Source organism: Methanosarcina siciliae T4/M (assembly GCF_000970085.1).
Lineage (GTDB): Archaea > Halobacteriota > Methanosarcinia > Methanosarcinales > Methanosarcinaceae > Methanosarcina > Methanosarcina siciliae.
In genome coordinates this window covers 1,539,763-1,555,166 of the sequence record NZ_CP009506.1, presented here as the reverse complement: position 1 = coordinate 1,555,166, position 15,404 = coordinate 1,539,763, and the positions used below count along the sequence as shown (strand labels likewise).

The 15,404-nt window shown below is 45.2% G+C and carries 6 protein-coding genes, 1 tRNA gene and 3 rRNA genes; 4 read left to right on the top strand and 6 right to left on the bottom strand.

Annotation, left to right across the window (positions count from 1 at the left end; genetic code table 11):
- The first annotated feature begins 270 nt into the window (after positions 1–270).
- The gene (locus MSSIT_RS06670; protein WP_048171040.1) at positions 271–1,719 is read left to right on the top strand and encodes a saccharopine dehydrogenase NADP-binding domain-containing protein; all 1,449 of its coding nucleotides are present in this window, start codon (positions 271–273) and stop codon (positions 1,717–1,719) included.
- A 203-nt stretch (positions 1,720–1,922) separates the two neighbouring features.
- Here MSSIT_RS06670 and MSSIT_RS06665 read toward each other — a convergent pair whose 3' ends face one another.
- Together MSSIT_RS06665 and MSSIT_RS06660 are read right to left on the bottom strand one after the other, a co-directional pair.
- Positions 1,923–4,655: a PAS domain S-box protein gene (locus MSSIT_RS06665; protein ID WP_048171038.1), complete on the bottom strand. Its 2,733-nt coding sequence runs from the start codon at positions 4,653–4,655 to the stop codon at positions 1,923–1,925.
- A gap of 331 nt (positions 4,656–4,986) precedes the next feature.
- Positions 4,987–5,181 carry a hypothetical protein gene (locus MSSIT_RS06660; protein ID WP_048171036.1) on the bottom strand — a complete coding sequence of 65 codons (195 nt, stop codon included), beginning with the start codon at positions 5,179–5,181 and terminating at the stop codon, positions 4,987–4,989.
- Between the two features lie 1,151 nt (positions 5,182–6,332).
- Here MSSIT_RS06660 and MSSIT_RS06655 point away from each other — a divergent pair.
- A complete protein-coding gene (locus MSSIT_RS06655) occupies positions 6,333–6,935 on the top strand; it encodes an adenosylcobinamide amidohydrolase (protein WP_048171034.1) in 603 nt (200 codons plus the stop codon).
- Between the two features lie 302 nt (positions 6,936–7,237).
- Here MSSIT_RS06655 and rrf read toward each other — a convergent pair.
- From rrf to MSSIT_RS06635, 4 genes are all read right to left on the bottom strand, one after another.
- A 5S ribosomal RNA gene (gene rrf, locus MSSIT_RS06650) occupies positions 7,238–7,359 on the bottom strand.
- 74 nt (positions 7,360–7,433) lie between these two features.
- Positions 7,434–10,337 (bottom strand): 23S ribosomal RNA (locus MSSIT_RS06645).
- 118 nt (positions 10,338–10,455) lie between these two features.
- A tRNA-Ala gene (locus MSSIT_RS06640) sits at positions 10,456–10,528 on the bottom strand.
- An 86-nt stretch (positions 10,529–10,614) separates the two neighbouring features.
- Positions 10,615–12,092: ribosomal RNA gene (locus MSSIT_RS06635) — 16S ribosomal RNA — on the bottom strand.
- The 16S, 23S and 5S rRNA genes sit together here with 1 tRNA gene alongside, the layout of an rRNA operon.
- A gap of 1,126 nt (positions 12,093–13,218) precedes the next feature.
- Here MSSIT_RS06635 and mtaC point away from each other — a divergent pair.
- Complete coding sequence (gene mtaC / locus MSSIT_RS06630; protein ID WP_187151875.1) at positions 13,219–14,001, top strand: methanol--corrinoid protein MtaC; 783 nt, start codon at positions 13,219–13,221, stop codon at positions 13,999–14,001.
- Positions 14,002–14,014: 13 nt separating this feature from the next.
- Positions 14,015–15,400, top strand: coding sequence for a methanol--corrinoid protein co-methyltransferase MtaB (gene mtaB, locus MSSIT_RS06625; RefSeq protein WP_048171028.1), 1,386 nt, complete (start codon positions 14,015–14,017; stop codon positions 15,398–15,400).
- Positions 15,401–15,404: the final 4 nt, after the last annotated feature.

The following is a 15,404-nucleotide window of genomic DNA, read 5'->3' as shown; positions in this document are numbered from 1 at the left end:
TTACACCCTATATGTTTTGTTAAGAATATCTCTTAACCCGTGGTCCAGATTTTGGAATGCAGTCCTGATAAGCCTGTAAAACTTAATCAGAATTGGAATAAAAACAAAAAGTTTTAATAAGATGTGTTATAACCGGGAGGAATCCTGTTCAGATTTTTTAAGAATATGCAGGATGACTATCTTTTCAGTCTTATACTTTCATGTATATTTTTATAAGTTGAGTCGTTTTTGGGAGAAAAGTTATATCTATGCCTTGCGTTTACGAATTCTATGAAAAAAAAGTTTTCCAATAAAATCCTCGTTATTGGTTATGGATCAGTTTCGCAATGTACCCTCCCCCTTTTGCTGGATAAACTCGATGTTCCGATGGAAAACATTACCCTGATCGATTTTGAAGACAAATCAAAGGCTCTGAAAAAGTATACTAATCAAGGATTAAGATTTGTCTGTGAAAAGATTAACCCTAAAAATTTGGATCAAGTTTTGTCACAATACATGGAAGATGAAGGTCTGATCATTGATCTTTCATGGAATATCGATGCCAATGACATCCTTACGTGGTGCCATAATCATAATGTACTGTACGTTAACACTTCGGTTGAAGTATGGGATCCTACAGAGGATTTTTTGACCAGGAGTCTATTGGAAAAATCTCTTTATTTAAGGCAAATGAAATTGCGTGAACTTTCCCGTGATTGGAAAGATTCACCGACTGCTGTTGTTGACCATGGCGCAAATCCGGGCCTGATAACTCATTTTGTGAAGCAGGGCTTGCTGGATATTGCCACCCGCACCTGTGAAGATAAGAAAGTCTCTCCCGAGGATGAACAGGAAATTACCCTCCTTGCAAAGAACAGGGATTTTGCCCGCCTGGCTCAGAAACTGGGAGTCAGGGTGATCCATTGTAGCGAGCGGGATACTCAAGTCGCAAACAGGGCAAAGGAAGTTGATGAATTTGTAGGGACATGGAGCATTGAAGGATTGAGGGAAGAAGGAACCGCTCCTGTCGAAATAGCCTGGGGAACACATGAGAACAAATCACCTCCCCTCGCGCATATGCCGCCTTACGAACCGAAAAATGTGATCTTCTTGCCCCAGATGGGCATGAATACATGGGTAAGATCGTGGATACCGGATGAAGAAATCGTAGGTATGGTGATCCGTCACGGCGAATCATACGGCCTTTCAAAACTGTTAACTGTTAGGGAAGATGGTGAGGCGGTCTACAGGCCTACCGTACATTATGCCTACATGCCATGTCATGATACCCTCTCCTCTCTTTGCGAATTGCGGGGCAGGAACTATGAGCTTCAGCCCAGACTCAGGATAATGACAAACGAGATCGTGTCCGGCGAAGATATAATGGGGGCGCTCCTGATGGGCCATTCCTATAATTCCTGGTGGACCGGAAGCGCATTGAGCATTGAAGAAACCAGAGCCCTTGCTCCAGGTCAGAATGCCACTACGCTTCAGGTAGCTGCAGGCGTTGTTGCTGCCGTACTCTGGATGCTTGAAAACCCGCGAGAAGGCATTAAAACCCCTGAGGACCTGCCTCATGATTTTGTCCTTGATATTGCCAAACCGTATCTAGGGAAATTTATTTCCACACCATCGGACTGGACCCCGCTTAAAAATCGCAAAATACATTTCAAAGAAAATCCAGCCGTGAAACACGATCCCGATCCGTGGCAATTCGAAAATTTCCAATTCGTAGGTTAAGGTCCAAAAAGTACACAACTACATATTAAAAAATTTAATTCCGGATGCATGTCCGAAGAGAAAAGAAAAATAAACTTCTGGATACCTGTAAGCCTCTATAAGAAAACTTAGAATACGGTTTCACGGGAATTCGTGCGTTCGAATCGCACCTCTTGCATCCGGAATATTTTTTAGATTAATTTGTCAATTTCAAACTTCTTTTATCAATTTTCCTGTGACCTTAAGTCGGCCTGGTCCAGCTTATCTTTTTCTGTCACTGTAAATCTCATAGTGAACTCTGTTCCATTGTCCTTTTTCAATTCAAACTCCCCATCCAATTGGTCTGCAAGGGAAGTTACAAGCTGAAATCCAAGACTATCAAGCTCTTCAATATCAAGATTTTCAGGAATGCCGACGCCATCATCTGAAACAGTAAGAGTGAAGCTGGTGCTCTTACATTCTCCGGTTATGTTTTTCATACATTCTTCGTTTTCTTCTCGACTGAGTTTAATTCGGATTTTTCCTTTCCTTCTGTCAGGAAATGCATGCTTGAGGGAATTGGAAACAAGCTCATTGACAATCATTCCCAACGGGACTGCAGTATCAATATCAAAGAAAAGATCCTCTTCCAGATCCGTACTTAGGGTGATCTCGGTATCTCCAAGGCTGTATGTCAGTAAAAGATTCTCGGCAAGTTCCTGAATGTACGGAGAAAAATTTAGTGTTTCGAAACCTCCTCCCCTATACAGTTCTTCATGTATCAAAGCCATGGATGTTACTCTGTCCTGGCTTTCCCTGAGGGCTTCCAGAACTTCCGAATCCTTAATATTCTCCCGGTTTCTGAATTGTTCTGCCTGAAGATCCAGAAGGGAGGAAATTACCTGAAGGTTATTCTTAATTCTATGATGGATTTCTTTTTTACGGGCAGTTTCAAGACTCGCCAGAGCTTCTTCAGCTTTTTTGCGCTCGGTGATGTCAGTCAGCATGCCAAGAAAACCCATAAACCTACCTTCCTTATTAAAAAGAGATTTAGCGCTTACAAGTCCCCAAATAAATGAACCATCCTTACGTACTAACTTCAATTCATAACTATCATCGACGCCCTGCCGCCTCTTTTCAAAACTCCTTCTGGCAACAGGCCTGCTTTCCTCACTAATAAAGTCCCATATGGGTCTACCGATAAGTTCTTCCAGAGTATATCCCGACGTTTCCATTATCTTATTGACGTAAATAATTTTAGCTTCGTTGTCCACCAGGTATATACCTTCGTTAGAGGTTTCGACTATGTTGCGGTACTTTTCCTCACTTTCTCGAAGTTTTTCTTCTGCTATTTTTCTTTCAGTTATGTCTCTGGCAATAGCTGAAATAGCAATCAGCTTTCCAGATAGGTCAAAAATCGGAGAAAGAGTTATTGAAACATTTATTATCGTATCGTCTTTTCTTAACCTTGAAGTCTCATAATTGTGGATCTTTTCTCCTCGTTTAATCATTTCACTTAATTTTTCGGTTTCACCGGTTAATGTGGACGGTTCAAGGACGGACATGGGCTTTCCCAGGACTTCTCCTGCTGAATAACCATAAACCTGCTCTGCTCCCTTATTCCAGCTTGTAATAACGCCATCAAGGGACTTAGTGATGATAGCATCAGTTGACGACTCCACAGCATTTGCCAGTGTCTGAATTTTCTCTTCAGCTTTCTTATGCTCTGTTATATCTTGAGTTATCCCTCTAATCCTGACAGGATTATTTTTCTCATCGAAAACAGCTTCACCTTTAGCATGGGCTATGCGCTCTTCGCCATTGGCTAGAATTATCCTGAAATCAATGTCAAAGGGCTTTCCGTTTAATGCCTCTTTAACGGCATTATTAACATAATCTTGATCATCTGGGTGTAAGTAACTTAAAAATAAGCCATAATTTACTTCAAACTCTTGAGGCTTAAGTCCGAAAATCCGATACACTTCATCAGACCAATGAAATTCATTGCTTGCAAAGTCCCGTTCCCAGTTTCCAATATGAGCCATTTCTTGAGCTTCTGCAAGACTTTTTTCGCTTTCTTTCAACGAATTATAAGCTATCTCAAGTTCTTCTGTACGCTCATGGACTTTTTCGTCTAAACTGTCGTATGCCTCTTTCAAGGCTTCTTCTGCTTTTTTGCGTTCGATTACCTGTGCAATTAAAAAAGCTACTGAACTGAGAAAGTAAGTGTCATCTGATGTAAACTTCCTTTTTTTCCTGGAATGGACACCAAGTACTCCAAATGTTTTTCCAGTACTGCCGATTGCAACACTTACTCCGCTATTAACTTCGTGCATTCTCAGTAATTCTGGTTTCTTAAAGCGGCTTTCCTCTTCAAAGTCTTCCACGACCACAGGCGTCCTCGAAAGCAAGGTGTACCCTGCCTGTGACTCCTTTTCCCCTTCAACAATAGCTCTTCCTACAAGTCCGTGTTTCCATCCGAACCCAGCCCTTAACAGGAAATTTCCGTCGGGTATAAGTTCCAAAATTTTACAGTACTCCAGTTCAAGTATACTTGCAATCAGCTTTACACTCTCATCCAGAAAGTTTTGCAGGTTCTCGTATTCAAGAGCGGCTTTTCCTATCTTGTAGAGAATGTCGTTCTGTTTTTCCTTAATACGGACCCTTTCTTCAAGCTTTTTCTGGTCAGTTATATCGAAGCCGTAAATGTTTACGTGTTTTTCTTCAGTTGAGGGATGAAACGTGACCAGGTATACTTTTTTCTCTGTTTTTACTTCCGTTTTTTCGGGTCTGTTTAGGGAAATTACCCTTTGCACAAGATCTCCGAAAGTTGAAGGTAGTTTTCCTCCTATTTCCACGCCCCACTCATGCAATAAGGGCTCACCGGCCTCATTTGAGTAAAGAACAGTACCATCCTTTCCAACACTGAGAACAGGATTAGGGTTATTTGTCGGAAATTGCTCCACTTTTGTGTTCATATTCCCCTCAGGTTCCCCCCTCTTAGACGGCAAAAATACCTAACATTTTATAATTATCGAGTAAGTTATTATCATAATTATTACATTATCCGAATAATAAGAGATCATTCACGTTTGGCTGCATTCGATAACTTTAAGGCATATACTATAATGGTAGCTGACTCGATTTGTATTATCGTATTTGAATCTTTCTTTCAGATTATTACAACAACTCAGAACTTAAATATAATTCAGAATTTATAAAAAAACGGGATGTTCTTCTGTGTTAAAATAGTACTTAATATCATGTTCAGGGACTGGATCTCCAGAATCTCCATAAATAGAATCGTATTCAAGGCCATATTTGAGAACTGAACCTGAAAAGGGTTTTCTTCTCACCCCGGGTCGTGATCGTAAGCACTACAAACAAAAGGATGGATATCACTATAACGGGCAGAAGGTTGGAAACAAGAGGGGCCTTAAAGTCCCCTTTGATTTCAACATTAAAATAAAGTTCGGGTGCATTGAAATGTGTAAAATCTCCCACCCCGAAATAAGGAGAATTCCATACACCAGATCCTTTTTTCAGGGAATTATTGTACCATGCCGCTTTTTCAATGTTATCCGTACAGTTGTACTGAATCGCAGAGTAGTTGACATAAATTTCAGCAAATGTGAGAAAAGTATATATATAATTAAATAGGAAATAGGTTACCGTGTTCCTATTGAAAGTGATGAGGAACTATAAATTGGGATAGGAGAAGTAAAAGATGGAAAATACAAGTGAAGAAAAGTCTTCAAAGCCATTTTTACATGGTTTTCTGGCAACGTTATGATTCGGACCCGTAATGAAGTGAAATATTCTTTTCAACTGCGAATTACTATGAAAGAATTTCGGACATCATAACTCTAAACGGAGGGATAAAATGGAATACGAACTTGAAGAAGTTGAGAGAGATTACGTCGAATTCAGGAAAGAAATTGGTGAGGAATAAAACTGAAAGTGTGAAATTCGGCACATTTAACGATAGGAAATCAAAAACAACATACTCAAAAGCGGATTGTAAAATGGCAAACTTGAAATAGCATTCAAAAACATTTTATTAAAAATGGCATTCAAAAAAATAGAATGTAGATCGTGTCCGTGAGTTATTAAGCAAATTTCAAAACGGTTACGTTATCTATGTTCTAACAACTCAAAACTAGCCCTTTACTTACTATTCTCAGTTATCGATCATTGAAAAGAAGAAAACTGCACCTTTGGGGAATAATACTCGTTTTTCATTGGCTGTCCAGCACCTTGTTCATAGTTTATCTATTGATAGTACTGCTTTATGTTCTAATAACAATTTTTTTACCCGTTACCACGGAAGAGGCACTTTCAGAAAAAGAGTTTGGGTCATTCAAGGTGTAGAGATGGTGGTAACGGGGTAATGTTTTTGGCACAAACATACTAAGATCGCCTCCAATATATAGTTAATCCAAATACATAGATATTGTAACAATATCCCTATATATATACATATAATATATGAAGGCTAAAGAGATATACTTTCGGATCTTCCAAAGTTGCAGCTTTGAAATGTAATGCAAAATCCAGGAATTGTCTCCGGAGCATGCCGTCCCATATTTAATCAATAAGCATTATCTTGACTGGAACCATAAGCATATATCCTCTGGGAAAAACGTGATCATCATATGCGATACTATGTAAAGGACAATACTCTTGTCATTGAAGGCGATTTTGAAGCCGTAAGCACGGGCTTAAACGGCGGCCGAGCACAGATAAACTATCTTTTCAACAAACAGGTTCCAAGAACCTTCAACCCTCCTGACCCTCAGGGGTTCGTAAAAGAAGAGGCCTTGAAACTGGGCTTAGATGCAGCTTACTTCGGCCTTCTGACAGCTGTCAAAATGAAGTACTTCCAGGTCATTGAAGACGACTATCTAACCGCCTTCATAACCGCTGGCGTAAGCAATGGCTCGGAATTCAGAGCAAAAATAGGAACCATAAACATAATATTAATCTCAAAAGCAAGACTATCAGAAACAGCTCTCTTCGGGGCGATTATCACCGCTACCGAAGCTAAAGGGCTTGTACTTCTTGAAAAAGGCTACACTTTCCTGGGTACAAACACGGATGCTGTGATTGTAGCCTATGAGAAGAACTCAGAAACTGACCCGGAAAATAAAGAAAAGCAGGAAATTCCCTATGCAGGCTCAAGTACGGAGTTCGGAAAAAAGATTACCAAGTCTGTAATGAAAGGAGTTAAGGCAGGGCTTGAGCTGAGGGGAGAATAAGCCATAAAACTCTTTTTGCAGCACCCGGTATAAATTAAGCTATTTTTCACTCCTCCGGTCCTCATAAATATACCGGAGGCGCACCCACCTCGTATATGAAACGGCAAGCGGGAATTAAAAGAACAGGAAATTGAGAAATTGTCCCGCCTGATTCGAAAGTATCAGGATACAAAATTAAAGAATTGTTGAAAGAATATTAGAGATTCACAAAAAACAACAGTAAAATACAAAAACGATTCAAAAAGCAATTTTAAAAAGCAATTCAAAAACTCAATTCTAAAATAGTAAGTAGTATAGGGTGAATTTGGCAGCGATCCAGAGTTCCCGAAGGCTCGCACACTTCAGTACAGTAAGGAACGCGGGCAGGCTTATCTGCTGTGTTCGGGATGGGTACAGGAGTTGCCCTGCCGCTGTGGCCGCCAAACTCGACCTATAAATAGGATATGGGAAAAGTCATGTATAGATGTGCTGCATACCGGATTTCGCCTGGACCTGAATTAAGTGAAAGGAACGAATGGTTAGTTAACGCGGACTGAACACCTCGTTGCCTTGGTGCTTACATCCCGTTTCTATCAAACCGGTCTTTTACCGGAATCCTTAGAGAGGTCTCTTTTTAGGTCAGAGTTCGAGCTTAGATGCATTCAGCTCTTATTCCTGAGCGCGTAGCTGCCCGGCGATGCCCTGTCGGACAACCGGTACACCAGTGGCGCCGCTGCTTGGTTCCTCTCGTACTAAAAGCAGCTTACCCGCAGACCTCTGGCACCTCTAGTAGATAGTAACCGACCTGTCTCACGACGGTCTAAACCCAGCTCACGATCTCCTTTAATAGGCGAACAACCTCACCCTTGGCCGCTGCTGCACGGCCAGGATGGAAAGAACCGACATCGAGGTAGCAAGCTGCCGGGTCGATATGTACTCTTGCCGGCAACGACTCAATTATCCCCGGGGTAACTTTTCTGTCATTTTTGGCCCCCACCAAGGAGGCTCAAAAGTTCGCTAGAGCCGACTTTCGTCTCGTCATCCACTGCTATGCTGAATAACGTCAGGCTGACTTATGCTCTTGCACTCTTCAGCGAGTTTCCGACCCGCTTGAGTCAACCATTGCGCGCCCTTGATATCTTTTCAAGGGCGTCCCGCCCCAGGCAAACTGCCCACCTATCGGGGTCCTCTTCTCAGAGTTAGGGTCGCGGTTCCAGAAGGGTAGTGTCCCAAGGACGGCTCCACGAATGCTGGCGCACCCGCTTCGATGCCTCCTACCTACACTGTACATCCAGAACCACAACCCAACGACAGGCTGCAGTAAAGCTCCACGGGGTCTTCACTTCCCCCTAGAGGTCTCTAGACTGTGCACTAGAATGTAAGCTTCACCGGACTCCAGTTAGGGACAGTAGGGCTCTCATTGATCCATTCATGCAAGTCGCCAATTAAGCGACAAGGTACTACGCTACCTTAAGAGGGTCATAGTTACCCCCGCTGTTTACAGGCCCTTCTTCCCGTTGAACCGGGGTTTCAGGTACCTGCACTGAGCAGGATTCAGAGATTGTACTAGCCCTTACGGGTTTGCAATCTCCTATGTTGGTATTAGACAGTTAGAGCCCCCTGGTCACTGCGACCTGCTGTCTTCACAGCAGGCACTCCTTATCCCGAAGTTACGGAGCTAATTTGCCGAATTCCCTTAACTGAATTACTCCGAAACGCCTTAGCCTTTTCAGCTAGGGGCACCTGTGTCAGTTCTAGGTACGGACATTTAGCTGTCCTTTTCACGGGTCCCGGGGTGCAGCCGACTTTAGCCATTACAGATTCGCCCGATTCTCGCCATTACGGCTCTCCACGGGGTTCGCTGCTTAGACGGCGCGACGACGCCGCTCGGCCTGCCCTGAGACGTCAGACTAAGCGCTAAATGGTACAGGAATATTAACCTGTTTCCCTTTCGGCGTACTCGAATTACGGTACGTCTTAGGACCGACTAACCCTCGGCTGACGAACATTGCCGAGGAAACCTGGCCCCTTCGGCGGCAGGGAGTCTCACCCTGCTATGCTGCTACTATTACCAGGATTTTCGTTTGTGAACGGTCCACAGGACTTCACAGCCCTGCTTCGGCCCGAACACAACGCCTTCCTACGAGATTACCTTGCGGTACTCCGTGGTGTCGGTGGTCGACTTGAGCCCCGTCAATTTTCGGGGCCCCAAACCTCGACTGGTGAGCTGTTACGCACTCTTTAAAGGGTAGCTGCTTCTAAGCTAACCTTCCAGCTGTCTGGGGCTTGGGACGCCCTTTAGTATTAACACTTAGTCGACACTTGGGGACCTTAACCACGGGCTGGGTTGTCTCCCTTACGGACTACAAGCTTACCCCAGCAGTCCGGACTCCGACTTTCTAAGATGACGGGGGGTTTGGAGTTTGACAAGCGAGCGAGGGGTTTCCCCCCCGGAATCGCCAATCAGTGCTCTACTCCACCGACGATCTCCAGTCAGGTCATGCTGCGACATGTTTCGGAAGGAACCAGCGGATGCCGGGTTAGATTAGCATTTCACTACGAGACGCAGGTCACACGAATGATTTGCAGATCAATACCGTTTGCGGTCCTCCACGTAGCTTTCGCCACGCTTCAACCTGCCCACGCCTAGATCACCCGGCTTCGGGTCGTACCCTGGTGACTCCACGCACTTGTATACGTCGTGCCTCGCCCGAAGGCTGCGCACATGTTGCTTTCGCTTCGGCTGCCCAGGTAAAAGGTTAGCCATCGCCACCAAGATACACTCCCTGGCCCGTTCTTCAAAACGTAAGATACGACACTGGCAGTGACATTCGTACTAAATCCTCGCGGATGATTCCTTCATGTCAGAGATCCTTTCATGCCGTATCGTTCCATCACTATCAGGTTTCAGGCACTTTGCACCTCCCTTCTCGGGGTACTTTTCAGCGTTCGGTCACCCTACTATTTCGCTATCGGTCTCAAGGAGTATTTAGTTTTGGAGGTTGGTGCCCCCCAAATTCCCGCACGATATCCAACGCACGGTACTCAGGGACATGTTCCGGTCTTTTGGCGTACATCTAAGTGACTGTCACACTCTATGGTCTGCCGTTCCAGGCAAGTTCGATTTGGCCGCCAGACGTTTGAACAGCCCTACAACACCACATGTCCCCGAAGGGATTCGGTTTGAACTGTGCCGTGTTCACTCGCCGTTACTTACGGCATCTCAATTGATTTCTTTTCCTGCTCCTACTGAGATGTTTCAATTCGGAGCGTTCCCGATCATGAATGATCACTACGGAGAGGTCCCATTCGGAAATCCCGGGTTCATTGGCTCCATGCACCTACCCCGGGCTTATCGCAGCTTGGCACGTCCTTCATCAGCTCTTGAGCCGAGCCATCCACCTGATAGCATAATTCCTAATTACCTAACCAGGTCCAGTAAGCGTCCAGTATACAGCACCTATACACGACTTCATATGCCTGCGGTTCCGCGCAGGCTATCCATCCTTCCCCGAAAAACTACTTTCCGGGTGCATAAAAATGGACTTGCTGGGACTCGAACCCAGGGCCTCTGCCTTGCAAAGGCAGCGATCTTCCAGCTGATCTACAAGCCCGAGAGAGACTAGAGATCCGTAAAGGACCTCAGGTTTGAGGATTTGTTCGGTTTATCGGCATCTGAGTGATAGTGTTTTTTCGGCTTAGGAGGTGATCCAGCCGCAGATTCCCCTACGGCTACCTTGTTACGACTTAACCCCCCTTGCAAAATTCAGGTTCGAACACGGCACTGAGTCCGTGCCCTCACCCATACCTCACTCGGGTGGTTTGACGGGCGGTGTGTGCAAGGAGCAGGGACGTATTCACCGCGCTATATTGAAACGCGATTACTACGGATTCCAGCTTCACGAGGGCGAGTTACAGCCCTCGATCCGAACTACGGATGGGTTTGTGAGATTACCAACCCCTTTCGGGGAAGGGACCCATTGTCCCATTCATTGTAGCCCGCGTGTAGCCCGGGAAATTCGGGGCATACTGACCTACCGTGGCCCGCACCTTCCTCCGATTTAACACCGGCGGTCCCCACAGAGTACCCATCGTCCCGGAGGACATGCTGGTAACAGTGGGCACGGGTCTCGCTCGTTGCCTGACTTAACAGGATGCTTCACAGTACGAACTGGCGACGGCCATGCACCTCCTCTCAGCGATTCAGGCAAGGTCTTCAGCCTGGCCTACATATTGCTGTCGTCCCCGGTGAGTTGTCCGGCGTTGAGTCCAATTAAACCGCAGGCTCCACCCGTTGTTGTGCTCCCCCGCCAATTCCTTTAAGTTTCAGCCTTGCGGCCGTACTTCCCAGGTGGCTCGCTTCACGGCTTCCCTGCGGCACCAGACACGGTCGCGCCATGCCTGACACCTAGCGAGCATCGTTTACGGCTGGGACTACCCGGGTATCTAATCCGGTTCGTGCCCCCAGCTTTCGTCCCTCACCGTCGAACCCGTTCTGGTAAGACGCCTTCGCCACAGGTGGTCCCACAGGGATTACAAGATTTCACTCCTACCCCTGTAGTACCTCTTACCTCTCCCGGTTCCAAGTCTGGCAGTATCCCCCGAAAGCCTAATAGTTGAGCTATCAGATTTCCCGGAGGACTGACCAAACCGGCTACGGACCCTTTAGACCCAATAATCACGATCACCACTCGGGCCGCCGGTGTTACCGCGGCGGCTGGCACCGGTCTTGCCCGGCCCTTGCTAACAGGTGTATTTTACACACCCGGACAGCCAGCATATGATGCTGGCACTCGGTGTCCCCTTATCACGGTTTCCCGCATTGTAAAGTTTTCGCGCCTGCTGCGCCCCGTAGGGCCTGGATTCATGTCTCAGAATCCATCTCCGGGCTCTTGCTCTCACAACCCGTACCCGTTGTCGGCTAGTAGGTACATTACACCCACTACTACCTGATAGGCCGCAGACCCATCCTTGGGCAGACGAATCCGTTTGACGCATAAAGCATTCCAGCACATATGCGTTATCCGGTATTATCCCCAGTTTCCCGGGGTTATCCCGGACCCAAGGGCAGGTTATCCACGTGTTACTGAGCAGTACGCCATGTTCACGAAGAACATATGACTCGCATGGCTTAGGCGAACACCGATAGCAGTAACCTCTGGCAGGATCAACCAGAATTGTTAATGTATCGCACACTTAAAATTAAAGGTCTTGGTCGCAGAAACTTGCACTAACAACATCAATTCAGTTAGTTCATTTCGCGATAGATATGTTTGAAAAACATCTATCACCCAGAATTAACCGAACCGACAAATCCTCGTCAGACAGGAAAGAACTCCTGACTCCATTAAAAGATGAAAGAGATTTTGTAATTAAACCCACACAACCGCATTGTGTGAGGGATACATACAAGACGGTTCTCATATATATACCTTTGTATTTTGCATCTTTGTGTTAATATTTACAAAGATCCGAAACAGAAGACCTTCTTGTTTGGATCAGGGAAAGATTTTGGCATTTCGAGTGTTGAAATCGAAACAGATGCACTCGACTCACACATTCGATTTGTGTGAGGGATACATACAAGACAGTTCTTATATATAAAGATTCTTGTCGAACAGTTTTTTTTCCATACAGACGTTTTGCAAAAGAAATTTTTGCTGTAAATCCACATGAACACTGCCATCTGATCACTTAAGATCAGGGAGATACCTTGATGCAGTACTTGAATAAATACATTTCGATAAATTATTCCAAAAAGGATCGATAAAACAATTATCAGAAAAAGTACATAAAATCAAAATAAATAAAGAAGATTAAGGAAAAATAACATTAAAATTGTTATTAAAAAGTCAACTAATAATATTAAATCTTATATTTTAGAAATTTTTTCATCATATAGTAGATTATTTTTACTACAAAATTACACCCAAAATTACAATTTTTCAGGAAAAACCCAGGTTCTTGCAATAAAAGAAGAGTACGAAAACAAGAGAAGAAACATTAATTGCAAGCAGAGAACATGCATAGAACCTTTAGATGGCTCAGTGAATTTTATATATGGCGAATCCCAATTAAATTAAGGGGAGTTAGAAGTCCCTTTAAGAAATTGGGAAGAAATTGGGAATTTATATCCAGTTAGACATTGAATAGTTGTTAATGTCTAAGAATGGAGAATAGTAGGGCATTAAAACCTTATTAAGTTCTAGGTAGCGGAGATTTTATTTTCAACTCGGCTTTGGCCCTCTAAAAATAAACAGAAATTCCTGCAAATGACGAGGGATATTTGCTCCTCAAATGCTAAATGGAGGTTAAGTATTTGATAGATATAGACCCCAGTGGTATTCTGGTTCGTTACAACGTTCAAATGGAAAAGGAAATGACACCGGAAGAGGCCGCAGAAGAGCTCTATCCAAAAGACTCTTTAATATATCCGGTTGCAAAAGCCATCTTCGAGGGAGAAGAAGATGACGTTGTAGAAGGACTGCAGAAAGCTATCGACTCTGGAAAGGACCCGATGGCCCTCATCAATGATTCCTTAATGGTAGGAATGGGCGTAGTCTCCAAGCTTTACGATGATGGAGTTATTTTCCTGCCAAATGTCATGATGTCTGCTGACGCCATGCTGGAAGGTATAGAATTCCTTAAGCAAAAAGCCGGGAAAGCTCCTGAAGTCAAGGGCAAAGTCGTCTGCCACGTGGCAGAAGGTGACGTCCACGACATAGGCAAGAACATTGTGGTTGCACTGCTAAGAGCAAACGGCTACGATGTGATTGACCTCGGAAGAGATGTCCCTGTCGACGAAGTCATAGAGTCCGTGGAAAAGGAAAGCCCACTGATGCTGACAGGTACGGCTCTCATGACCACAACCATGTATGCCTTCAAAGAGATCAATGACAAGCTAATGGAGAAAGGCTACAGGATTCCCTTCGCATGCGGCGGGGGAGCTGTAAACCAGGACTTTGTGTCCCAGTATGAGCTCGGCGTGTATGGTGAAGAAGCATCGGATGCCCCGAAAATGGCTGATTTCATCAAGGAACATGGGGACAATATTGTAAAGCTGAGGGAGAAATTCCACAAACACTGAGGAGGTTGAGTAAATGGCAGTAACAAGATGTACTAAGATGGCTTATTCTTCAGCAGACGAGATGGTCTTCGGAAAAGCTACAAAACCTGTCAAAGCAGGACTCGGGCTTGAAATCGGTGCTGGCTACACAACCCCTGAAGTGAACTATGCTCCAAGGCCTGAAGCAGGCGCATCCAAGGAAAAACTCATAAAAGAATACGAAAGGATCACCACTGACATTATGGCAAGGATGGTCCAGATCGGAGCCCCCTCTGTCGTGCTCGAAACCGAACACGTCCAGCAGATGTCAAACAACCCAGACTGGGGAGCAGCCGTTGCCCATGCCCAGAAAACCATCATGGAAGATTACCATGACGAGTATGGCATAAAGTGCGCCCTTCGCCACACAATCGGTGATATCCGTGAAAGCAGAGACTTCCTCCAGCTCAGGGGAGATAAGTACAACACCTTTATAGAAGCCTTTGAACAATGTGCCCAGAACGGCGCAGACTTGCTTTCTGTAGAATCAATGGGTGGCAAAGAAGTCTTTGACTATGCGATTCTCAGAAACGATATGGCAGGAGTCCTTTACGGTATCGGTATGCTCGGCAGCATGGACATGGAAATGATCTGGTCCGACATTGCCGACATTGCAAAGAAGACCGGCACTGTTGCAGCCGGTGACACAGACTGTGCCCAGGCAAACACCGCGATGTTCATCGCAGGAGGCCTGCTTGACAAGAACCTTGCCCACAGCATCGCAATTATTGCAAGAGCAATCTCTGCCCCCAGGACCCTGGTTGCGTATGAAGCCGGCGCAATTGGTCCTGGAAAGGACTGCGGATACGAAAACACCATTGTCAAGTCCATTGCAGGTGTCCCGATGGCTCAGGAAGGTAAGACCTCAACCTGTGCCCACTCTGACCTGATGGGTAACCTGACCATGCAGTGCTGTGACCTCTGGTCCAACGAGTCCGTTGAATACCACGGTGAATTCGGCGGTACCACGGTTCAGTGCTGGTCCGAGACTCTTGCATACGACTGTGCTCTGATGAATGTAGCTCTTGATTCAGGTAATGAAAAAATTCTGAGAGATATGTTCGCAGCTTCGGATATGTACAGAGACCCCCAGGGATATGTTCTCGCCTATCAGAACGCTTACAGAGTAGGAGAAGCGATAGCTAAGGATGGAAACGATATTTACCTCCGTGCCAAGAACGCAGCACTCGAGTCTATCGCGATCGTCGAAGAAGGTGCAAACGGCAAACTTGAACTCTCCAGGTTCGAAGCCAAAGCCCTTGCAGATGCAAAAGCTGCTTTTGAGGGCCTCACAGACGACAAGGACAAGTTCATGAGCGACTGCCTGGACAAATATAAGAAGGAAGTCAAAGTCTTCCTGCCGGAGAACTACGGCCTCTAAATGG

Coding starts and splice junctions, on each gene's coding strand:
- MSSIT_RS06665 (WP_048171038.1), bottom strand. CDS start 4,655: ATGAACACAAAAGTGGAGCAATTTCCGACAAATAACCCTAATCCTGTT.
- mtaC (WP_187151875.1), top strand. CDS start 13,219: ATGGAGGTTAAGTATTTGATAGATATAGACCCCAGTGGTATTCTGGTT.
- MSSIT_RS06655 (WP_048171034.1), top strand. CDS start 6,333: ATGCGATACTATGTAAAGGACAATACTCTTGTCATTGAAGGCGATTTT.
- MSSIT_RS06670 (WP_048171040.1), top strand. CDS start 271: ATGAAAAAAAAGTTTTCCAATAAAATCCTCGTTATTGGTTATGGATCA.
- mtaB (WP_048171028.1), top strand. CDS start 14,015: ATGGCAGTAACAAGATGTACTAAGATGGCTTATTCTTCAGCAGACGAG.